Here is a 21,713-nt window from a genome sequence, read left to right on the forward strand (position 1 = left end):
GCCGTGTGACGACGGTGCCGCGCACCCGTGGGGGGTCTTTCGTCCATGCCCGTCGAATCCGCTGATTCCGCAGATCCGGCAGATTGCTCCGGTTCATCCGGTTCCGTACCACCCGGTGCAGCCCTCCCGACCGGTGGATCTGTCGCGTCCGTCACGGCCGCCTCGCCGGCCGGGCGTCTCCGCAGAGCCGCGCGGGACACCGTCTCGGGGCTGCCCCGGGAGTTCTGGTGGCTGTGGACCACCACCCTCGTCAACCGGCTCGGCGCCTTCGTCGCCACCTTCATGGCGCTGTACCTGACCCTCGACCGGGGCTACAGCGCCTCGTACGCCGGTCTCGTCGCCTCCCTGCACGGGCTCGGCGGCGTGGTCTCCTCGCTGGGCGGCGGGGTGATGGCCGACCGGCTCGGACGGCGCCCGACCATCCTCGTCGCCCAGGTCTGCACCGCCGGTGCCGTCGCGGCGCTCGGCTTCGTGCACGACCCCGTCGCCATCGCCGCCGTCGCCTTCCTCGTCGGCCTGGCCTCCAACGCCTCCCGGCCCGCCGTGCAGGCGATGATGGCCGACATCGTCCGGCCCGAGGACCGGGTGCGGGCCTTCTCGCTGAACTACTGGGCGATCAACCTCGGCTTCGCCGTCTCCTCCATGGCCGCCGGCTTCATCGCGGAGTTCAGCTACCGCGCCGGCTTCCTCATCGAGGCCGGCATGACACTGGTCTGCGCGATCCTCGTCTTCCTCAAGCTGCCCGAGTCGCGGCCGGCCCCGGCGGCCAAGGGCACCGGCGGCGACAACGGCGGGCTCGGGACCGTGCTGCGCGACGGCCGGTACATGGCCGTCGTCGGCCTGTCCTTCCTCGTCGCCCTCGTCTTCCAGCAGGGCTCGGTCGGACTGCCGGTCGCCATGGGCCGCGCCGGGTTCACCCCGGCCGACTACGGCCTGGCCGTCGCCGTCAACGGCGTCCTGATCGTCGCCCTCCAGATCCCGGTCACCCGGTTCATCGAGCACCGCGACCCGCGCAGGCTGCTCGTCGTCTCCTCGGTCCTCGCCGGTTACGGCTTCGGGCTCACCGCCTTCGCCGGGTCGGTCGGCGTCTTCGCGCTGACCGTGTGCGTGTGGACCCTCGCCGAGATCGTCAACGCGCCGACCCAGACCGGGCTCGTCGTACGGCTGTCCCCGGTGCACGGGCGCGGGCGCTACCAGGGCATGTACAGCCTGTCCTGGTCGGCGGCCGCCCTCATCGCCCCGCTCATGTCCGGCACGGTCATCGACCACCTCGGGGCGGACTGGCTGTGGGGTCTGTGCGCGGCCGTCGGCACCGTGGCGGGCGTCGGGTACGCGGTCCTCATGCGGGGGCTGCCGCAGGAGGGTCCGGCGGGGAGCCCCGCGGGTGCCGGAAACGGCTCCGCGTCCGGCACCGGCTCCGGCTCCATGGCCGGCACCGCGTCCGACTCCAACTCCGGCTTCGCATCCGGCTCCGACTCCGGCTCCACGGCCGACCCCGGCTCCGGCTCCACGGCCGACTCCAGCTCCAGCTCCGGCTCGGGTTCCGACTCCGCGGCCGCGGGTGGCGCGGGTGGCATCGGTGACGGGAACACCGCCGAGACCGTCGTCGGCGCGGGCCGAGCGGTCCCCCAGGGCTGAACTCCTGGGGGGGTGACGCCGCTACGGCCCGGGTCACAGGCGCCGACTCCGCCCCGCCCCGCCCCGCCCCGGCCTCACGGATGCATCCGCGCCCCCTTGAGCACCTTGTCCACCCCGCTCCTCGGGCCGTACACCGCGAGGCCCACGACGTCGAGGTCGGCCGTCGGCACGGCCCGCACCGCCGCGCGGTTGGCCTCGTCGTGGCCGGTGGCGAAGAGGTCGGCGGTGAAGACGGCGCGGGGCAGCGCCCGGGACAGGGCCCGGGTGTGGGCCGCCTTCAGGGTCTCCTTCGCCCCCTCGAAGACGAGGACCGGCTGGCGGAACATCGGCAGGTAGGAGATGCCGTCCGCGTCCTCGTACGGCTCCCCCACCACCTCGGGCACCTGGCTGCCGAGGCCGCTGACCAGGAAGGCGGTGACGTTCAGGCGCTGCCAGGGTTCGAGGTCCTCGCGGAGCAGGGCGGCGATCTTGGTGTCGAAGCGCGGGGTGTGTGCGTTCATGCACCGAGACTGCCGACCGCCGCCCGCCGGGGTCTTGTACGTTCTTTGCGTGGCCGCCGAACACCCCGAAGTGTCCGCATGGCGCCCGCGTGTCCCGGGTGTCGTGGAGGTCTTCCACGCCCGCTTCACCGCGTACGCGTACCCGATGCACGTGCACGACGCCTGGACGCTGCTGATCGTCGACGACGGCGCCGTACGGTACGACCTGGACCGGCACGAGCACGGCACCCCGTACGACACCGTCTCGCTGCTGCCGCCGCACGTGCCGCACAACGGCTCCCCCGTCACCGAGCACGGTTTCCGCAAGCGCGTCGTCTACCTCGACGCCACCCGGCTGAGCCACGACCTCATCGGGCGCGCGGTCGACGGCCCCGGTCTGCGCGACCCCGTACTCCGTGCGCGTGTCGGGCAGTTGCACCGGGCGCTCGCGCTGCCGGGCGAGGAGCTGGAGGCCGAGAGCAGGCTCGCGCTCGTCGGGGAGCGGCTGCGGGAGCATCTGCTGGGGCGGGTGGACACGGCGGAGTTCCGGCGCGATCCCCGACTCGCGCGCTCGCTGCGCGAACTCCTCGACGCGCGCGTCGCCGAGGGACTCGCGCTGGACGAGGCCGCACGGCTGCTGAACGCCCATCCCTCGCACCTGGTACGGGCGTTCAGCTCCGCCTACGGCATCCCCCCGCACCAGTACCTGACGTCACGCAGGATCGGGCGGGCGCGCCGGCTGCTGCTGGACGGCATGGCGCCCGGGGAGGTGGCGGCCGTGACCGGGTTCTGCGACCAGGCCCATCTCACGCGGCACTTCAAGAGGCTGGTGGGCGTGCCCCCGGGGCGCTACCGCGCCGGGCCGCGGGTGCAGCGGCGTCACGTCACCTGACGCCGCTGCCCGCCCGCGGTTCATCTCAGCACTCCCCCGCGGCGAGCGCGGTCGCCTCACGTCCGCGCCCCTCCCCCGGCGGCCGGGGTTCGCCTCGCGTCGATCCGGCCCCTCGCGGCGAGCGCGGTCGCCTCACGTCCGCGCCCCTCCCCCGACGGCCGGGGTCACTTCACGTCGACGTAGTCCCCCGCGGCGGTCGCGCCGCCGGTCGTCGACGTCTCGCCGAAGGTCCAGCGCCAGTAGCCGTCCGCGGCGGCGGTGACCGTGGTCCTGAGCGCGCCCGCGGAGTCCGCGCTCACCGTCTTGACGGTGGAGTAGGTGCTCGTACCGGCCTTGCGGAACTGCAGCTTGGCCGCCTTGCCGGCGAAGCCGGTGTAGGTGTGCCGTGCCCAGTCGGCCCGGGTGATCCTGCCGGTGACGGTGAGCTTCCCGCCCTTGGCGACGGGCTCTGGCGAGGCGTCGACCGTGACCTTCGCCGCGCGCTTGACCTGCGCGGTGCCGAAGCCGGTCAGGAACTGCTCGCCCTTCAGCTTGTCGTCGGCGGTCCAGACCCGGATCCAGACGGCGACCTTCCAGGCCGTCGCGTCGTTGGTGGAGTCGAGCCGGTAGCGGGGGTCGACGGTCAGCTCGCCGGTGCAGTCGGCGGCGCGCGGGCCGTCCCCGCACTCGGTGAAGCCTGTGTAGATGCCGCCGGAGTCGATCGCCTTGGCGGGCGTGGTGTCGTGGTATAGGAACGGGAACGGGGTCACGTCGGACACCTTGGTGCCGGACGGAGTGGCGATGTGGAAGCTGAACTTCGGGGTGACCTCGGCGGTGGTGCCCACCACGATCGGCTTGCCGCCGTTCACGACCAGGTTCGACACCTTGACGCCGGTGTCCGCCGCCTCCGCGGACGGTGCGGCGAACGCCCCCAGGGCGAGCGCTCCCGCGAGCACGGCCGCGGAGCCGGTTCTGCCTGTGCGCATGCGCGACCTCTTCACTGGTGAGAGACCGGTAAGGGTCTGGTAAGAGATGTGGATCGCCGCAGGTTAACAGGGCACACCGAAGGGGCGGTTCGGCCCCCTGGACCGCACAGGTCGCCCGCTCGGTCCGCCGAGCGCCGGATCAGTCCGCCGAGCGCCGGATCAGATGGCTGAAGGCGTCGAGGTTGGCGGTGGACTCGCCGCGGGACACCCGCCACGCGTGCTCCTTGCGGATCGCGGAGGCGAAGCCCATCTCCAGCAGGGTGTTGAAGGCGCCGTCCGCGGCCTCCAGGACCTGGCCCAGGAGACGGTCGATCTCCTCGGCGGTGACGGAGGCGAGGGGGAGGCGGGCGGTGACGTAGACGTCGCCGAGCCGGTCGACGGCGTAAGCGACGCCGTACAGCTTGAGGTTGCGCTCCAGCAGCCAGCGGTGGACGCCCGCCTCGTTCTCGTCGGGGTGGCGGACGACGAAGGCGTTGAGGGAGAGGGTGTGGCGGCCCACGAGGAACGAGACGGTCGTGGAGAGCTTCTGGGTGCCGGGGAGCCTGACGACGTAGTTGCCGCTCTCCGGGCTCTCCCACTCCAGTCCGGCGTCGTTCAGCGCGCCCTCGACGACCTGCGCGGTCTTCTCCGCATCACCCATGCTGGGAGCGTACGCGACGGCGGTGGGCCTGGGTCGCGGCCGTGTAGACGTCGGCGGTCGCGGCCGCCGAGGTGTCCCAGCCGAAGGACCGCGCGTGCCGGGCGGCGGCCGCGCCCATGGTCGTCGCGAGGGTGGGATCGTCGGCGAAGCGGCGCAGCACGCGCGCGTAGTCGGCCGGGTCGTGACCGTCGACGAGGTAGCCGGTGACGCCGTCGCGCACGGCCACCGGCAGCCCGCCGACCGAGGCGGCGAGCACCGGGGTGCCGGCCGCCTGGGCCTCTATCGCGACCAGCCCGAAGGACTCGCTGTAGGAGGGCATGACCAGCACCGAGGCGGCCCGGAACCAGTCGGCGAGCTGCTCCTGGCCGACCGGCGGCCGGAACCGTACGACGTCGGCGATGCCGAGCCGCGCGGCGAGCTTCTGGAGCCCCTCCGGCTTGGCGAGGCCGCTGCCGCTCGGGCCTCCGACGACCGGTACGACGATCCGGGAGCGCAGCTCGGGACGCTCCTCCAGCAGGACGGCGATCGCCCGCAGCAGGATGTCCGGGGCCTTCAGGGGCTGTATGCGGCCCGCGAAGAGCGGGATCAGGGCGTCCTTCGGCAGTCCGAGGCGGGCGCGGGCGGCGGCGCGGGCGTCCGTCGAGGCGCCCTCCGTCTCCGGGGCGGGGCCGTGCGGGAAGGGACGGAAGCGGTCGAGGTTCACCCCGGGATGGACCACGGCGACCCGGGCGGGGTCGGCCGTGTAGTGGTGCACCAGTTCGCCGGCCTCCTCGGCGGTGTTGGCGATGAGCCGGTCGGCGGCGGCGACGATCTGGGTCTCGCCGATGACGCGGGCGGCGGGCTCGGGGGTGTCGCCGTCGGCCAGGCTGGCGTTCTTGACCTTGGCCATGGTGTGCATGGCGTGCACCAGGGGCACGCCCCAGCGCTGGGCGGCGAGCCAGCCGACGTGGCCGGAGAGCCAGTAGTGCGAGTGGACGAGGTCGTAGTAGCCGGGGCGGTGACCGGCCCAGGCCTGCATCACGCCGTGCGTGAAGGCGCACAGCTGGGCGGGCAGGTCCTCCTTGGCCAGCCCCTCGTACGGCCCGGCGTCGACGTGCCGGACGAGGACGCCCGGGGCGAGCTGGACCGTGGGCGGCAGGTCGCCGGCCGTGGCCCGGGTGAAGATCTCGACCTCGATGTTGATCGCGGCCAGCCGCTGGGCCAGCTCCACGATGTAGACGTTCATGCCGCCCGCGTCGCCGGTGCCCGGCTGGTGGAGCGGCGAGGTGTGCACGGAGAGCATCGCGACCCGGCGGGGCCTGCGGAGCAGCCGGAGCCGGGCGGGGGCCGCGGGGGAGCGACGCCCGAGCCTGCTGACGTACTGGCTCACGTGGCGTTCCTCCTCGCTGCGGGCATGCCTGCCGGAGGGTCGTCCGGGCCCTCCATGGGAGTGCAACAGCGAACGGGTGCCCTGCCATTTCCCGATCAAGCGGCTTTACCGAATCATGACCTTGCCTCGCTCAACCGTTCGAGCCACCTGCGCGTGGGGCCGGAGTGGCCAGGGGTGGCCGGGGAGCGCGCGCGGGAGGCAGGGCAGCGCAGAGGGGACGTGGGGCCGGGCGGCGCGGGGGCGGGGACCCCCGTGCTCCCGCTTACCCTCGGAGGCATGACAGCCCGCCCGACACCCCTCCCCGGCTCCCGGCCCCGATCGGCCGGCCGGGCCCCCGTGGTGGGAACGGTGACGCGCGGCACCACCAACCCCAACCGGCTCCGCCGCATGGACCGCTGGATCGCCGCCACGCACGGCGCCGAACTGCGGCGCGCCGCCGACCCGGTGGCCGTGGACCTCGGGTACGGCGCCGCGCCCTGGACCGCCGTCGAACTGCTCGTCCGGCTGCGCACGGTGGCTCCCCGCGCGCGCGTGGTCGGCGTGGAGATCGAGCCGGAGCGCGTCGCGGCGGCCCGGCCGTACGAGCGCGAGGGCCTGACCTTCCGGCACGGCGGCTTCGAGGTCCCCGTACCCGGCCGCCCGGCGCTCATCCGGGCGGCGAACGTGCTGCGCCAGTACGACGAGGACCAGGTCGCCGCGGTGTGGGAGCGGCTGTGCGCACGGCTCGCCCCGGCCGGCGACGGCTCGCGCGGCGGACTGCTGGTCGAGGGGACGTGCGACGAGATCGGGCGGCGGCACGTGTGGGTGACGCTCGGCCCCGAGGGGCCGCGCACGGTGACCTTCGCGACCCGGCTGGGCTCGCTGGAGCGCCCCTCCGACCTGGCCGAACGCCTGCCGAAGGCGCTCATCCACCGCAATGTGCCGGGTGAGCCCGTGCACGCCTTCCTGCGCGACTTCGACCGCGCCTGGGCGGCCGCCGCGCCGTACGCCTCCTACGGCGCACGCCAGCGCTGGATCCGTACGGTGCGGGACCTGCGGGCCGACTGGCCGGTGACCGACGGGCCGTCCCGCTGGCGGCAGGGCGAAATCACCCTGGCGTGGGAGGCGTTGGCGCCCGGCGCCCGCTGAGCGCCCGTCCGCACGACCCCCGGACGGTCCGCCTCCGGACGCACTCCGGAACGCCCCCGCACGGCCCCGCCCCTGCCTCCGCCGCCCCTGAACGACCCCCGGGCGAACCCCGGATGGCCCCCGAACGGCCTCCCGCCTGCGGGGAACGATCTCCGTGCGTCGTTCGTCACATCGGCGGGAGATCGTCGTAACCGGCGGGGCGAGGGGGAAGTGCGGTGAGGGAGCGGCAGGTCGCCGAGTACGCCGAGCGGCACGTACATCCGACTTGTCACGACCTCTGTCGTTCTGTGCACGTTCGTGACAGGATCCCCCGGACACCCGCGTGTTACTGACGGTTGATCAATCTGGGGGCAGAGGAATGGGAATGGGCAAGCGCGGCCTGCTCGCCACCGCCGTGACCGTGGTCTGCGCGGTCACCGTTCTCGCGGCACCCGGTACGGCGTTCGCGAACGCGAGCCGCGTCCCGGACCCCACGCCGGCCACGAGCACGGCACCGGGCGCGGCACCCGGCGCCACTCCCGGAGCCCCCGGCTCCCTGCCGACTCCCCTGCCCGACAAGGACCTTGAGCGGGTCCGCGCGCGGCTCGACGGGCTCTACCACGACGCGGCCGTCGCCACCGACGCGTACAACGCGGCCGAGGAGCGGACGAAGGCGCAGTCCGCGCAGCTCGCCGACCTGGCGAAGCGGACCGCCGAGGTCCAGCGGCGGCTGGCGAAGCTGAAGGACCAGGCCGGGGCGTCCGCGCGGGCCCAGTACCGCAACGGCGGCCTGACCCCCACGGCCCAGTTCCTGCTCAGCGGCGACCCCCAGCAGGTCGTCGACGGGGCCGGCACGGTACTGAACGGCCAGCGGGCCACCAAGAAGCTGATCGCCGAAGTGGGCCGCACCGAGCGCCAGTTGGGCCAGTACACCGACGAGGCCGCCGCGCAGATGGAGAAGCTGGAGGCCGACCGCAAGGCGAAGGAGGCGGCCCGGAAGGAGATCCGGCAGCGGATCGACGACGCCGAGAAGCTCGAGTCCCGGCTGGAGAAGAAGCAGAAGGAGCGGCTCGCGTTCCTGGAGCGGCAGGCCGCCCGGCGGGCGCAGACCGCGTGGCTCGGCAGCGGTGTCCTCAGGACCGCCACCGGCAAGGCCTCCACCCAGGGCGGCGAGGCGGTCGCGTTCGCCACCGCCCAGCTCGGCAAGCCCTACGTCTGGGGCGCCGAGGGCCCCGACTCCTTCGACTGCTCCGGCCTGACCTCGCAGGCCTGGGCGAAGGCCGGCCACCCGATCCCGCGCACCTCGCAGGAGCAGTGGAAGCAGCTCACGCACGTCCCCGTCGCGGACATGCGCCCCGGCGACCTCGTCATCTACTTCGCCGACGCCACCCACGTGGCGATGTACATCGGCGACGGCAAGATCATCCATGCCCCGCGCCCCGGACGCACGGTGACGGTCGCGGGCGCGGGCTCGATGCCGATCCTGGGCGTCGTACGCCCGGACGCGTGACCGGACGCACCTGGCTCACCGAGGCCGGGGGCGCGGATCCGTCGTGCCGGGCGGCCGGAGGCGCGGCCCCTTCGCACCGGGCGGCCGGACGCGTGACCGGCGTCATGTGACGGCACCCACTCCGGGCGCCCCCTTCCGGCACGCGTTCCGGCACGCGTTCCGGCGGCCGCACGTGGCCGCGCGGCCCGTGTGACCCACCGCACGGCCAACCCCCGCCCGCCCGCGGCCCGTACGTGAGCTTCGTCATCCCCGCTCCCCCGCCGACCTGTCCAACTGAGGTACGGATCGCGGCATATGACAGTGGCCTGAGCAGGAGCGACGTGGCTCACACCATTCCGTCCGGGCGGCCTGTACCGCTAGGGTCCCGGACGGTGGGTCGAGGTCCCTCGAGCCCGCCGTGCCCTCGGGGGGAGGGAAGGAACCCAGGACGATGCCCGCACCCATACCGCGGCAGAGAGCGATCCCGGCCGTGGAGAGTGGTCAGGCGCAGACTGCCACCGCTGCCGGCGGCCCCCTCAAGGAAGAGGTTCAGCGAGCCGCCACGGTCCACGGCGCCGTCAGCGCCCCGCTCACCCTGCTGCTGATCGAGGACGACCCGGCGGGCGCCTTCGTGCCCGAGCTGCTGGACGCCTCCGGCAAGCCCATCCGCGTGCGCACCGCCCGCAACCTCACCGAGGCCGAGCGGCTGCTCACCGACGACGTGCACTGCATCCTGCTCGACCTCGCGCTCCCGGCCCCCGGCCGCGCCGACGGCGACGACGCCGACGAGCTGGCCGTGCTGCGGCACGTGCTCGCGCTCGCGCCCCGGCACGCCGTGCTCGCGCTGACCGCCTCCGAGGACGCCGAGCGCGGCGCCGAGGCCGTGCGCGTGGGCGCCCAGGACTATCTGTTCCGCGACGAGCTGGACGGCCGTCTGCTCAGCCGCGCCATCCGCTACGCCGTGGAGCGCAAGCGGTCCGACACCGCCGAGCGGCGCCTGGCCGAGGGCCGGCTGCGCGCACAGGAGAACCGGCGCCTGGAGCGCGGCCTGCTGCCCACGCCGCTGCTGGGGGACTCGGCGCTGCGGTTCGCCGCCCGCTACCGGCCGGGCCGCTCGCGCGCCCTGCTCGGCGGCGACTTCTACGACGCCGTCCGCACCCCGGACGGCACCGTGCACGCGATGATCGGCGACGTGTGCGGGCACGGCCCGGACGAGGCCGCGCTCGGCGTGGAGCTGCGCATCGCCTGGCGCGCGCTGACGCTGGCCGGGCTGAGCGGCGACGAGCTGCTGGGCACGCTCCAGGAGGTGCTGGAGCACGAGCGCTCGGACGAGGAGATCTTCGCGACGCTGTGCACGGTGGACATCGCCCCGGACGGCCGCAGCGCCGGACTGTGCCTGGCGGGCCACCCCTCCCCGCTGCTCGCCGCCCCCGGCCGGGTCCCGCACCTGCTGCCGTACGACGACAACGGCCCCGCCCTCGGTCTGCTGCCCGGCGCGCGCTGGCCGCGGACCCAGGTGGAGCTGGGCGCCGAGTGGAGCCTGATGCTCTACACCGACGGCCTGATCGAGGGCCGGGTCGGCACCGACGGGGACCGGCTCGGCCAGGACGGCATGGTGGACATGATCACCCGCCAGCTGGCGGCGGGGCTGCGCGGCGAGGAACTGCTGCGCACCGCCGTGAGCGAGGTCCGCGATCTCAACGGCGGCGAGCTGACGGACGACGTGGCCGTGGTCCTGCTGGACAGCGCCCTCTAGGAGGGTGCGGGGGCCCGGAGGGCAGCGCCTCAGCGGCCGCCGTTGTACGGGCCGTACGGGCCGTCGCTGCTGGAACCGCCGCCCCGGCGGCGCCCGGAGACCCGCTGCAGGGCCGGGCGGACGTCCACGAAGAACACGATCGACGCGATGAGCCCCGCGATCTGCAGGAACAGGATCGGCACCACGAGGTTCACCACCACGGCGATGCCGAGGATGATCAGCCAGAAGATCTTGTTCTGCTTGTCCGCGGCGCGGTAGGCGTCGTCGCGGAAGAAGACGGCCATCACGAACGCCACCACCGCCAGCACCATGATGGCGAGGTAGAGCAGCCCCATGAATGAGTCGAAGCCCTGCATCAGCACAACGTCCACCACCAGATTCGGCTCGCCTGTACAGCCACGCTACCCGTACAACGGGCCGGGCACCCCCAGGGTGCCCGGCCCGTCGTACGTCCTGCCGTCGTGCCTCACTTGGCCGGCGGCGTCTTCTTCGCCGGAGCGGTCCGGCGGGCGGCCGGGGACTTCTTCGCCACGGGCTTCTTCGCCGCGGCGCTCTCCCCCGACTGCGCCTCGACCGGACGGGGATCGGTGACCGGGGCCGGCGCGGGGGCGGGGGCGGGGCTGCCCTCGACGGCGATGGCCAGGTCCTCGATCTCCTCGGCGGCCTCGCCGCGCCAGGTCCGCACGGCCTGCTCGCCGTGCTCGGCGACCTTCTCGTAGGTCTCCCGGGCCTTGACCGCGTACTCGGCGGCGACGCCCACACCGCGCAGGGCGAGGTCCTGGGCGTTCTCGCCGAGCTTCTTCAGGTCGACGTCGAGGGTGCCGATGAACTCGTTGACCTTGGTCTGCAGGTTCTCCTGCGCCTCCTTGGCGCGGGCGGTGGCCCGCTCCTGCACGGCCTTCGGGTCGGTGCCGCGCACCTTCTCGATGCGGGCCGGAGCCTCGGCACGCAGCTGCTCGACCAGCGCGGGAACCTTCCTGGCCTGCTGGAGGGCGAGGTCGGCGGTACCCGCGGCGAAGTAGAACGGAGTCGGGTCGCTGAAGGTCTTGCGCAGGTCGTCGCTGATGGCCATGGTGGTGTTCCTCCCGGATTCGCGTTCGGCTGAGGGTCTTGTGTCCGCGGTGTGCGGCCGTGGGCTGACTTGTGGAGGTCCCGCCTATCCGGCCGCCCGCCGCGGACCGGCATCACTTCCGCCGCCCTCCCGGTCACCGCGTACGGCGGTGCCGCTCGGGCCTGCGGCGTCGTGCGGTACGCCGGCCTCACCGGACCGGTCCCGCGTGTCCTCCTCCGCGTCCCCCGCCTCGCCGGCCGCCTTCTCCGGCTCGCCGGTCCCGAATCCGTTCTCCTTGCGGAAGGACTCGTAGATCTGGAGCAGCGCCTGCTTCTGCCGCTCGTTCAGCGAGGGGTCGGCGAGGATGACGGCGTGCGTCGCGCCTTCCCTGAGGCGCTCCTCCCCGTCCCGTTCGGCGTCGAGGATGCCGGCGCGGACGTAGAGCGTCTCGGCGGAGATGCGCAGCGCCTTGGCGACCTGCTGGAGCACCTCCGCGCTGGGCTTGCGCAGCCCGCGCTCGATCTGGCTCAGGTACGGATTGGACACTCCGGCGGCGTCGGCGAGCTGCCGCAGCGACAGCTGGGCGTTGCGCCGCTGCTCGCGCAGATACTCACCGAGATTGCCGACGTTGAGCGATGCCATGTCTCCACCATGCCCCACCCTTGCTAACAATTGCAAGCACCTGCTTGCAAAAGTGTGCCGCGCGGTGCGGGGCGTTCACCCGGGCGGGCCGCCGCTGTCCGTTCCCAGCAAAGGTGAGCAGTCCCTCTGGATCTGATCGGCATTGTGATCGAGTCCCACCAAAAATGCAGCATTGGCCAGCTAGCGACGGATCCCGTTTAGCCCAGGTCATCCCCCTGTCGGGAGTGCAGGCAGCTGGGCCGGTAACGCTTGACGTGCCCGAGGAAGGTCCCCCGTCACTGTGCGGCACCGTGGGCGATGCTCATGCCGTGTGAGGATCCGAGGAACCACAGCGGATACAGAGCGCGTTCCTTAGGACAGACGAAGATGTGGCGAGATCGCACGGATGGGCGGATCGCCGTCCTGGCAGCACACTGGGAGGACCGGCATGACGCAGGGTCGAAAGATCACAGTCATCGTGCTAGCAGTGCTGGGGATCGTTTCCACGCCGTTGCTTTGGCTGCTGAACAGCCCCGGCGCAGGAGCGCTGGCCGGTGCCTCCATCCAAGCCGCCGTCGGCATTGTGGCCCTGGTTTGGGCCCTGTTCCAGCACCCGTCCCCGGCCGGCCCCGCAGACAGGGTTAGCCGGACTGGGAAGGCCACTGGCGGCGGCGTCACCGGCATCAGACGGCCGGGCGGCCGGGGGCGTGGCGCGGCCACAGCCGAACGTACGGGAGAGGCCAGCGGCAAGAACTCCGTCTCTGGCATCGACTACTCGAACTAGGACCCGCGCGCCCATGGCGAAAGCACCCTCAGACAAAGCGCGGGACGAGGCGCCCGAGCCATCCGTAACCGTGACGGACACCGGCGACGCCCACGCCACGAGCGAAGGCACGGCCGTGACCGGCTACCGCGGCCCGGCTCCGGGATCTGGCCACACCCCTCAAGCCCCGGTACGCCTGTCCCACACCGGGCAAGCGACTGCCGCCGGGGGCGGAATCGCCAACACCGGTTACATGTACATCAACACACTGGTACACGGGATCGCGGAGCCGGATCCCTGGATGAAACCCGACGACTACCTCCGTCAGGTGAATAAGGGCTCCGTCTACACGCACCGTTGGCAACTGGTCGGACGTACGCAGACGATGGTCGGCCTCGTACCGTTCGCCCGGAACGAACAGGGACGCGTAGCGCTTCTCGTCGGCCGGGGCGGAGTCGGGAAAACGAAGATCGTGACGGCTCTGTGCGAAGCGCTGCCCGACGCAGAGCCCGCCGTCGAGGTACGGGTGCTCGGCCCCGACTCCGCCATCGGCCCGGGCGCGTTCAGGGAACTGCCGAGCACAGGCACGCTGCTGGTAATCGTGGACGACGCACACGACGCCACCCTCCCTCTGGAAAAGATCGTCTCCGGGGTCCGCAGCGTCAACGCCTCTGCCAACGTGCTGCTCTCCCTGCGGCCCTACGGCATGACCCACGCCCGCCGCGCGCTGGCTAGGGCCGGCCTACACGTGAGCGAGGCCACTGTGGTCGAGATTGGGGGCCTGGAGTTCGACGACGCCCTGTCCCTGGCCAGCGAGATTCTGGACGAAGCGGTACAGCGCCACGCACCGAGGCTCGCTGCAGCGGCACGGGATTGCCCGCTGCTGATCGTCACCGGCGCGGCGCTGATCAACGCTGGCGCACTGGATCCGCAAAGATTCGAGGGTGGCGAGCAACTGCATCTAGAACTCACGGACCGGCTTGCCGAGGCTCTGACCGCTGATCCGGTATCCGGCCAGGTACCTCAGGAACTGCTTTCCGCGCTCGCGTCGTTCCAGCCTGTGCGTCTCGCGGAACCGGAGGTCCGCGTGTCATTGGAAGCCCTTACCGGCTTGCCGTTCGACCTCTGCACGCAGCATCTGGCGACCCTTGAGGAGGCCGGGGTCGTGCTGAGCCACGGCACCGCGGTGCGCTTGGTTCCGGACCTGTTGGGCGATGCCCTGCTCGTCAAAGCGGCGCGGCACTCAGGCACAGGCCTCCCCACGGGCTACCTCGCCAGAGCCATGGAAGCCGGACAGGGCAGCGCGCTAGCCAACCTGGTGGTGAACACCGGCCGTGTGGACTGGCAACAGCAGCAACAGGGCACCGCCACCGGCGGCCTGATCGAGCCCCTATGGGAGCAGATCGCTGCAGCGTTCCGCGCCGCAGACGCGCGGGCGCGGGTAAGCCTGCTGGAGATCGTGGCGAAGATCGCCTTCTTCCAGCCACGACGCGCCCTCAACCTAGCCACGTGGGCCGTGGACAACCCGTGTGACCCTGTCACGACAGACGTAGGGCTCGGATTTACTCACACGTGGACTGACACAGAAGTACGCCGCGCCTTGGCCCCTGTCCTCCAAGCCATCGCCCATCATTTGGAGTTCACTACACAGGCGGCCACCCTCCTGTGGAACCTAGGGCGCGACGACCAACGCGGCTTGCCTCAACACCCTTCCCATCCCCTGCGAATTCTGACGGAACTGGCCGAGTACACCCGCTGGGGACCAACCAAGTACCAGCAAATACTCATCTGCCAGGTCGAGCGCTGGCTGAGCCGCGCACCTGCCACTCCGTCCGTCCACCAGCCACTGAGCGTGCTCGCCCCGCTGTTGGCCACCGAGGGTCATGACGAGGTGTGGACGCCCACCACTTGGACCCTTAGCTTCCGCCCTTACGCGCTGCCCCCCGCCCCGGAAGTCCTGGACATGCGTGGCGCGGCACTGGACCTGGCGTTCGAGGAGCTGGGACACCCGCAGCTCGAACGAGCCTCGGAGGCTCGTTCTCTGATCGGCAATGCACTCAGCCTGCCACATGGCAATTTTGGCCTGACGGTGACGGACACCATGCGCCAGATGTGGATCCCGCACCTCGCAAGCACCGTCGATCGGCTGCACCGCTACATCGTCGAGCACACCCTGTCACCGGCGATTCTGGTCGCCGTGCGCACCGAGCTGCGCTGGCTTGCGAAGTATGGCCCCGACGGCCTTCGCCGCCCCGCTGAGGATCTGTTGAGCGCGATTCCCACCTCACCGGACAACGAGCTAGCCCGAGCGCTGCACGGCGGCCCGGCCGACCCGGCTTTGCACTCCGGCGTCTCGGATTGGCGTGCGGCACAAGACGCTCTGTTCAGCGACGTGATGGCCGCTTTCGCTGACTGGGCAGACAACGGGATCGCCGCGCACGTCGATGCGTTGCTCAGCGAGAACGAGAGGGTGTTCGGCACGGATAACGGACTTGCTCGGCCATTCATCTGGACGCTGGTCACCCACCGCCCGTCCGTCGGCGAAGCCATCTGCGAGCAGGCCAAGGCTGCGCCCGAGGGTTCGCTGGCGTCGCTGGTGTCGGTCGCCCTCGCTGCGATGGGGCATGCTGCTGGCGTCCAAGCGATCCACTGGGGCCGGACGCTCATGGAATACCAGAACACCGCCCTCACCCGGGAAGTGGCGTACGCCTTTGGCATCCAGCGCGGGCGCGGCGATCTGCTAGATGGCGAGGGGGACCTACTGCGGGAACTCACCGCCCACGGGGACAGCGTCGTGCGCAGGGCCGCTCTCGGCGCCGTGCATGCCATCGCCGCGCAGCACAAGGATCTGGCCGTTGAACTGCTCACCGTATCGCTCGCCGCAGAGACAGCGGACTTCGAGGCGTTCGCCCTGGCCATAGCAGGTCCCCCATTTAGCGAGCTGTCCTGGTCGGATCTCTCCAAGGAACATCAGGGGGCCTTCCTAGCCGCCCTGGCTGCCGCACCGTCCATCGACGGCTACGAGATCGGCCGGTTCCTCGCAGAACTCACCCGCACCGAACCCCTTGCCGTCGTTGAACTGCTCGAAGCCAGACTGGAGTCCGTGCCATACCGAGAGACGAGTGGGCACTCCCCCCTGCCTTTCCGCTGGCATGTGACACCACCGTTCCGCGATCACGACGACTTCCCGGACCTGCTGCGTCAGATCCGCGACTGGATCGCCGCCGATCCAGAATCCGCCCGCAAGCGCTTCCTGGGGGCCTACCTCTTCAAGCTTGTAGCCGGGCCCTACGACGCCCGGGTCACTGACGTGATCGACGAGTATCTGGACGACAGCGACCCCGTGAAGATCAAGGTCGTCGCGGCGATGCTGTCCAAGGCCCAGCGGACGCTCGTCTGGGACGTCGAGTTCGTTCGCCGCTGTCTGCGTGCCGCGGACCGCCACGGAGAGGACAGCCTAAAAAGCGTCAGGGGCGCTCTGTACGGCGCCGGGATCGGCGGAACGCGCTGGGGGACACCCGGCCAGCCCTACCCTGATGATGTCGAGCAACACACAAAGGCCAGTGAGCTGGCTGACGGATGCACCAGCGGTAGCGTCGAGGAACAGTTCTACCGCGACCTCGCGGACTCTGCCCTGCACCGTATACAGGACGTGACAGACGAGCTCCCTCCGGACGGCCGCGACTGGTGAAGGCCAAGGGAGCGTCCGGCCACGGCCCATCGCGATTGCCGGGGATGGCAACGCTCTCATTCTGCCGAGACGACTCCCGATCCCGTGATCCATACCGTGGCTTTGGTCAGCAAGAGAAGCAAGCCCGAGGCGCTTCTCACCATCACCAAGGCCGAGGCTGGCGAGACGATCAAGGACCTCCGCGAACGCAGAGATGGAAACCTGCCAATGGGTCGTCGGGGCTCTACCCGCCGAACTTCGACGGGACCAAATCGCCAACTGACCTTCGCGCTCCCTTACGCCGACGGCCTCAATGCCACACCTCAGTGCTGGCCGTCGTGCTCCTGATGTTCACTCGGAGGAGGGGTTTGGTCCCATTCGGTCCTCTCAGTCCCTGTGGAACTGCACAGTGGCCGTCATGGGGCTTCGTGTGCTGGAAGGGGTAACACCGTCGCGAGTGGACGGTTTCGAGGTCGGGTGGCGGGATGACGAAGGTGAGCATCGGCGGCCGTTGGCTGATGCGGCCTCAGTGGAGTTCGAGGCGGGGCTCCCAGTGCGTGGGTTCCCGTCGTACCGGGGGCAGCGGAACTTCCCCGGCTTGTATTGGGCCGCAACGACCAGTACGCACGTGGGGTTCGAGTCCTGGCTGGAGCGGGATCACGCAATACTGCTCGACTTCACGCCGGATGTGACGGGGTTGCTGTCGCAGCCTCTGTGGCTGTTCTGGAAGGACGAGCGGGGCAAGCGAATCTCGCATGCTCCGGACTACTTCGCTCGGTTCGAGGACGGGCGGGGTCTGATGGTGGACTGTCGGCCGTTGGACCGAATCGACGCACGGTCGGCAGCCAAGTTCACGTCGACGCGCACAGCCTGTGAGGCGGTGGGGTGGGGCTACCGGATGGTCGGCGAGGTGGATCCGGTGCGGATGGTGAACGTTCGCTGGCTGGCGGGATACCGGCATCCGCGGCACGGAGCTGACGAGGGGCTCGTGGCCCGGTTGGTGGCACTGTTCTCGGGGCCGTCGCCGCTGGTGACGCAGGCCGCGTTGCTCGGTGATCCGATCGCGGTGTTGCCGGCGGTGTTCCATCTGCTCTGGCTGGGACGGCTGACCGCGGATCTGTCACGGCCCCTGTCGGATGCCACGCTGGTGTCGTCGGCGGAGACCCGGTGAGCGGGCGCCCTGGGCCACGGACGGCGTTGCGGGTCGGGGATCGGGTGCGTCTGGACGACCGGCTGCACACGGTCGTCGGCCTGTCCGGGACCACGGTGCGGCTCCTCGACGAAGCCGGGTATGCGAGCCTGGAGTTGTTGTCGCATCTGCTGGCCTCGGAAGGCTTTGAGCTCATCGGCCAGGGTGCCGAGCGGGTCCTCATGCCGCCGTTCGCACTGCTGGATACGGTGCCGGAGCGGGAAGCGGAGAAGGCGACGGCCTGGGAACGGCATGTGACCGAGGTGGAATTCGGCAAGCCTCTGGATGCTGACCCCACGACTCCGCCTCGTCCTGAATACGACCCGGCCAGCCACACAGTGGAAGAGCGTGTGGCGACCAAGGCCGCGGAACTGCGGGCTATAGGCTGGCAGGCGAGTGCGGGAACCGTTCAGCGAATGCGCAGGCGCTACCGCGAGCAGGGTCTGTGGGGGCTGGTCGATCACCGCAAAACTCGGGTGTCCTCGCCGACGGGGCGGGCTGATAACCGGGTGGTTTCCGCCATCGCGGAGATCCTCGCTTCGACAACGAACGAGTCCACCGGCACCCGCGGCCGACTGCGCCGACGGGTGGAGGCGCTGCTGGCTGAGCGGCACGGCCCGGGAACGGTGGCGATGCCGTCGAAGTCGGCGTTCTACCGACTCGCCGAGACGATGAGCGAGGGCACCCATGCCTTCGGCGAGGCCACGTCCCGCAGGTCAGCGGCTCGCCGTCCGCAAGGAGCGTTCACCCCTTCCTCGGCCTGCCGTCCCGGCGAGATGGTGCAGATCGACACGACACCGCTGGACGTGCTGGTGGTCCTGGAGGACGGGGTGAGCGGACGCCCCGAACTTACGATCGCCGTCGACGTGGCAACCAGGACGATTTGCGCTGCGGTGCTGCGACCAGCAGGCACCAAGGCCGTGGACGCCGCCCTGCTGCTGGCCAAGATGCTGGTCCCGGAGCCGCTGAGGCCCGGCTGGTCGGAAGCGCTGGCGATGTCGACGACGCTGATCCCCCACCGGAGGCTGTTGGAGATCGACGCACGCCTAGAGCAAGCGGCCGCCAAGCCGGTGATCGTGCCAGAGACCATCGGCATCGATCACGGGAAGGTGTTCGTCTCCAACACCTTCCTGACCGCCTGTCGGACACTGGGCGTCTCCGTCCAGCCATCCCGCCCTGCGACCCCGACCGACAAGGGAATCGTCGAGCGGACGTTTTCCTCGATCAACACACTGTTCTGCCAGCACATCCCCGGCTACACCGGTTCGAACACGACCCGCCGAGGGGCCGAGGTCGAGGCCATCTGGACGCTCGCGGAACTGGACGACCTGTTGCAGGAATGGATCGTGGCCTGCTGGCAGCAGCGGCCACACGAAGGACTGCGGAGCCCGTTCCTGCCGGGCCGGCCGATGTCTCCCAACGACGCATACGCCCTGCTGGTCTCCCGTACCGGCTACCTGCCCATGCCACTGAGCGGCCCCGACTACTTGGAACTGCTGCCGGCGCTCTGGCGTTCGGTCAACGACTACGGAATCCGCGTCGACCACCGCACCTACAACTGCCCCGGGCTGAACCCGCTGCGGCGCCGCTCCTCGGGAGTGACTGCCAAGGGCGGTCTCTGGGAGGTCCACTACGACCCCTACGACCTGTCCCAGATCTGGGTACGCGACGCGCGCACCGGAGAGTGGATCACTGTTCCGTGGACGCACCGGCACCTGGTCTCCGCACCGTTCGCTGACTTCACCTGGCGCCGGGCCCGGGATCTGCTGACGATGCGGGGCAAGGACGACACCAACCAAGCTGCTGTGGCCGCCGCAGTCGACCAGTTGCTGACGCGGGCGGAAAGCGGCCCGGACCGCCGAATTGCGGCCCGCACCCGCGCCGCTCTGGAGCCCGCTCGGCCCGTCCCTGCGCTGCCGCCGACACCGGCTCCGGAAGACGCCGAGGACGAGACCACCGTCCTGGCCCAGCCAGCGAACGTCATTCCCTTCGGCGTCTTCGACGCCTTCACCGACGGGAGCCGCCTGTGAGCGAGGCCCCGCCACAGGACATCGCCAATCCGCAGATGTCACTGACCACGAAGGAAGGCTGGCGGGCGTTCGTCGACGAGAACCCTGATCCCCCGCTGTCGCTCCCGTCCGGCACCGTCCTGGACGAGGACGAGCTGGAGTCCTATAGGGAAGCCCGGATCGACTACCACACACGATCCGTCATCGTGAACACCCCCACGATCCGCGGCGTCGTCACCACGGGCCGCAAACGCATCGTGCTCAACCGGCACCAAGTCTCCGCCCGTCGCGGCCTGATCGTGTCCGGCTCGGCCGGCACTGGCAAGACCACAGCAATCACCCAGCTGGGCAAGAACGTCGAACAGATCACCCGGCGGCGCAACCCCGCCGCCGTCGGCGGACTGCCGGTCGTCTTCGTCACCGTTCCCCCGGCGGCTACCCCGAAGATGCTCGCGGGCGAGTTCGCCCGATTTCTTGGCGTCCCGCTGGAGCACCGCATGAGCCAGGTCCAGATCACCAACGCCGTCTGTGACCTGCTCGGCAAGCTCGGCACCACGCTCGTCCTGGTCGACGAGATCCACAACCTCGACCTGACCACCCGCAACGGTGCCGAGGCATCCGATCAGCTGAAGTACCTCTCGGAACGGATTGCGGCCACGTTCGTGCTTGCTGGTCTTGACGTCGAGATCAGCAGCCTGTTCCAGGGCACTCGCGGACAGCAGATCGCCGGCCGTTACACGGTCATTCCCTCCCGGCCCTTCGGCCACAATAACCGCGCGGACAAGGAGAGCTGGCAGGCCCTGGTGGTGACCATGGAGGACTCCCTACGACTACACGCCCATCGTCCTGGCACCTTGGCCGCCATGACCGATTACCTCCACGAGCGCACCGGCGGGCTGATCGGCAGTCTTTCCCAGCTCATCCGAGAAGCCGCGGTCGACGCCATCGACACCGGAACAGAACAGATCACCAAGCGCATGCTCGACGAGATCGAGCTCGACCACGCCGTCCAGAAGTCCCGGCCCGATCGCCCCCGCGCCAAGTACGCCCGCAGGCCGAAGGCCGCCTGAGTGATGGAACCCTGGGAAGCCCCGGTCCGGCTCCTGCCACTTCCTCTGCCGCCTGTCCACGGGGAGGTCTTCGGCTGGTATTTGCACCGCCTCGCCGCCGCCAACCACGTGACGTCGGGCCAACTGGCAAAAACCCTGACGCCGTTCAAGAACGCGCTGATCGGCAGGCGGACGGACACGTTGTGGCGCTGGACTCCGATGGTTCTGCCGCGGCTGGCACTCCTAACGGGTCTCGCTCCCGAGACCCTTCGGATGCTGCTGCCAGCGATCTCCCGGATTGAGGCGCGTACCCAAGGCGAGGTGATCCGCTACCGGCGGCGTCTCTACGTCGCGTGCTCACACTGCATGCACCGCCGTGGAATCACCGGACCAGTCCTCGCGCATCGCCCCGCCGACCTCCAGCTCTGCCATCGGCACGGCATCTGGCTCGACGGCAACCGCCAATACTGTGTCGGCCACCTGCCAGAACTTGTCACCGCTCAACACCGGCATCGGCGAATCGCCCGCCGCTTCCCCGACACCCTGGAAGCAGCCACAAAGGAAGCGCAGCACATGGTCCGGTCCTGGCTTCTGAACAAGAAGCAGCCCCATCTGCTCTCACGCTGGAACGACCGTCTTGCTCAGCTCCCTCCCAAGGAGGCCGCCTACGAGAACATCATCAGGCAACGCGTCGACGAGCGGGAGTACATCGCCACCTACCCGGAGTTCGTCGCCATGCTCGGCATGGTGGCCGACCCTGCTTGGCGAGCACGACGGGCGCCTCGCCGATGGGTGAACCTCAGCCAGCACCGGCGCACGATCGACGCTGCCTACGCAGAAGCCGAGCACCGGCTCAACGTCCCCTCTCTCCGCGAGAATCGCCACTCACGCACCTTCTTCAACGACGCCCTCTTCCGCTGGACCGACTCATTGGGAAGGTCGCTGATGCTGGTGATGTCCCCGGAGGACCACGAAGCCCTTCGCGATGAGTTCCAGCAGAACTGACGAACTCGCCACAAACGTCGG

Annotated in this window: 17 protein-coding genes; 10 read left to right on the plus strand and 7 right to left on the minus strand. The window is 70.5% G+C overall.

The genetic code is table 11. The features are described 5' to 3' along the window. Nucleotides 1–210: 210 nt before the first annotated feature. On the plus strand, nucleotides 211–1,638 hold the full coding sequence (locus tag ACIPRD_RS23660; RefSeq protein WP_401565806.1) for an MDR family MFS transporter: 1,428 nt from the start codon (nucleotides 211–213) through the stop codon (nucleotides 1,636–1,638). Between the two features lie 74 nt (nucleotides 1,639–1,712). Here ACIPRD_RS23660 and ACIPRD_RS23665 read toward each other — a convergent pair whose 3' ends face one another. After that, the gene (locus tag ACIPRD_RS23665) at nucleotides 1,713–2,138 is read right to left on the minus strand and encodes a DUF2000 family protein (protein ID WP_401565696.1); all 426 of its coding nucleotides are present in this window, start codon (nucleotides 2,136–2,138) and stop codon (nucleotides 1,713–1,715) included. On the opposite strand from ACIPRD_RS23665, the gene ACIPRD_RS23670 reads away from it, so the two are divergent. Then, entirely contained in the window at nucleotides 2,137–3,009 is an 873-nt protein-coding gene (locus ACIPRD_RS23670) for a helix-turn-helix domain-containing protein (protein WP_401565699.1), read from the plus strand. The genes ACIPRD_RS23665 and ACIPRD_RS23670 overlap by 2 nt on opposite strands. A 164-nt stretch (nucleotides 3,010–3,173) precedes the next feature. On the opposite strand, the gene ACIPRD_RS23675 is transcribed toward ACIPRD_RS23670, so the two are convergent. From ACIPRD_RS23675 to mshA, 3 genes are all read right to left on the minus strand, one after another. Then, on the minus strand, nucleotides 3,174–3,974 hold the full coding sequence (locus ACIPRD_RS23675; RefSeq protein WP_401565700.1) for a hypothetical protein: 801 nt from the start codon (nucleotides 3,972–3,974) through the stop codon (nucleotides 3,174–3,176). Between the two features lie 139 nt (nucleotides 3,975–4,113). Beyond that, on the minus strand, nucleotides 4,114–4,614 hold the full coding sequence (locus ACIPRD_RS23680) for a YbjN domain-containing protein (protein WP_401565703.1): 501 nt from the start codon (nucleotides 4,612–4,614) through the stop codon (nucleotides 4,114–4,116). Further along, nucleotides 4,607–5,983, minus strand: coding sequence for a D-inositol-3-phosphate glycosyltransferase (gene mshA, locus ACIPRD_RS23685; RefSeq protein ID WP_401565706.1), 1,377 nt, complete (start codon nucleotides 5,981–5,983; stop codon nucleotides 4,607–4,609). The genes ACIPRD_RS23680 and mshA overlap by 8 nt, the downstream gene beginning before the upstream one ends. A 339-nt stretch (nucleotides 5,984–6,322) precedes the next feature. Between mshA and ACIPRD_RS23690 the strand changes: the two genes are divergently transcribed. From ACIPRD_RS23690 to ACIPRD_RS23700, 3 genes are all read left to right on the plus strand, one after another. Continuing rightward, nucleotides 6,323–7,111, plus strand: a complete 789-nt coding sequence (locus tag ACIPRD_RS23690) for a class I SAM-dependent methyltransferase (protein WP_401565809.1) — start codon at nucleotides 6,323–6,325, stop codon at nucleotides 7,109–7,111. Between the two features lie 358 nt (nucleotides 7,112–7,469). Beyond that, the gene (locus ACIPRD_RS23695) at nucleotides 7,470–8,600 is read left to right on the plus strand and encodes an NlpC/P60 family protein (RefSeq protein ID WP_401565709.1); all 1,131 of its coding nucleotides are present in this window, start codon (nucleotides 7,470–7,472) and stop codon (nucleotides 8,598–8,600) included. A gap of 430 nt (nucleotides 8,601–9,030) precedes the next feature. Continuing rightward, nucleotides 9,031–10,335 (plus strand): fused response regulator/phosphatase, encoded by a 1,305-nt coding sequence (locus ACIPRD_RS23700; protein ID WP_356404466.1) that lies wholly within the window; start codon nucleotides 9,031–9,033, stop codon nucleotides 10,333–10,335. Nucleotides 10,336–10,364: 29 nt separating this feature from the next. Here the strand turns inward: ACIPRD_RS23700 and ACIPRD_RS23705 are convergent, their stop codons facing one another. From ACIPRD_RS23705 to ACIPRD_RS23715, 3 genes are all read right to left on the minus strand, one after another. Then, nucleotides 10,365–10,691: a DUF2516 family protein gene (locus ACIPRD_RS23705; protein ID WP_401565811.1), complete on the minus strand. Its 327-nt coding sequence runs from the start codon at nucleotides 10,689–10,691 to the stop codon at nucleotides 10,365–10,367. Nucleotides 10,692–10,801: 110 nt separating this feature from the next. Continuing rightward, the gene (locus tag ACIPRD_RS23710) at nucleotides 10,802–11,407 is read right to left on the minus strand and encodes a hypothetical protein (RefSeq protein WP_356404464.1); all 606 of its coding nucleotides are present in this window, start codon (nucleotides 11,405–11,407) and stop codon (nucleotides 10,802–10,804) included. Between the two features lie 84 nt (nucleotides 11,408–11,491). After that, nucleotides 11,492–12,028 (minus strand): helix-turn-helix transcriptional regulator, encoded by a 537-nt coding sequence (locus ACIPRD_RS23715; RefSeq protein WP_356404462.1) that lies wholly within the window; start codon nucleotides 12,026–12,028, stop codon nucleotides 11,492–11,494. A 776-nt stretch (nucleotides 12,029–12,804) separates the two neighbouring features. Between ACIPRD_RS23715 and ACIPRD_RS23720 the strand changes: the two genes are divergently transcribed. From ACIPRD_RS23720 to ACIPRD_RS23740, 5 genes are all read left to right on the plus strand, one after another. After that, nucleotides 12,805–16,461 carry a hypothetical protein gene (locus tag ACIPRD_RS23720; protein ID WP_401565712.1) on the plus strand — a complete coding sequence of 1,219 codons (3,657 nt, stop codon included), beginning with the start codon at nucleotides 12,805–12,807 and terminating at the stop codon, nucleotides 16,459–16,461. Between the two features lie 397 nt (nucleotides 16,462–16,858). Then, nucleotides 16,859–17,611: a TnsA-like heteromeric transposase endonuclease subunit gene (locus ACIPRD_RS23725; RefSeq protein WP_401565714.1), complete on the plus strand. Its 753-nt coding sequence runs from the start codon at nucleotides 16,859–16,861 to the stop codon at nucleotides 17,609–17,611. Between the two features lie 44 nt (nucleotides 17,612–17,655). Next, nucleotides 17,656–19,659 carry a Mu transposase C-terminal domain-containing protein gene (locus ACIPRD_RS23730; RefSeq protein ID WP_401565717.1) on the plus strand — a complete coding sequence of 668 codons (2,004 nt, stop codon included), beginning with the start codon at nucleotides 17,656–17,658 and terminating at the stop codon, nucleotides 19,657–19,659. Continuing rightward, entirely contained in the window at nucleotides 19,656–20,708 is a 1,053-nt protein-coding gene (locus tag ACIPRD_RS23735; protein WP_401565719.1) for an AAA family ATPase, read from the plus strand. Before ACIPRD_RS23730 ends, ACIPRD_RS23735 begins: the two co-directional genes overlap by 4 nt. A gap of 3 nt (nucleotides 20,709–20,711) precedes the next feature. Continuing rightward, on the plus strand, nucleotides 20,712–21,692 hold the full coding sequence (locus tag ACIPRD_RS23740) for a TniQ family protein (protein WP_401565720.1): 981 nt from the start codon (nucleotides 20,712–20,714) through the stop codon (nucleotides 21,690–21,692). Nucleotides 21,693–21,713: the final 21 nt, after the last annotated feature.

The sequence above is a fragment of the Streptomyces sp. NPDC090108 genome (assembly GCF_044747185.1).
Lineage (GTDB): Bacteria > Actinomycetota > Actinomycetes > Streptomycetales > Streptomycetaceae > Streptomyces.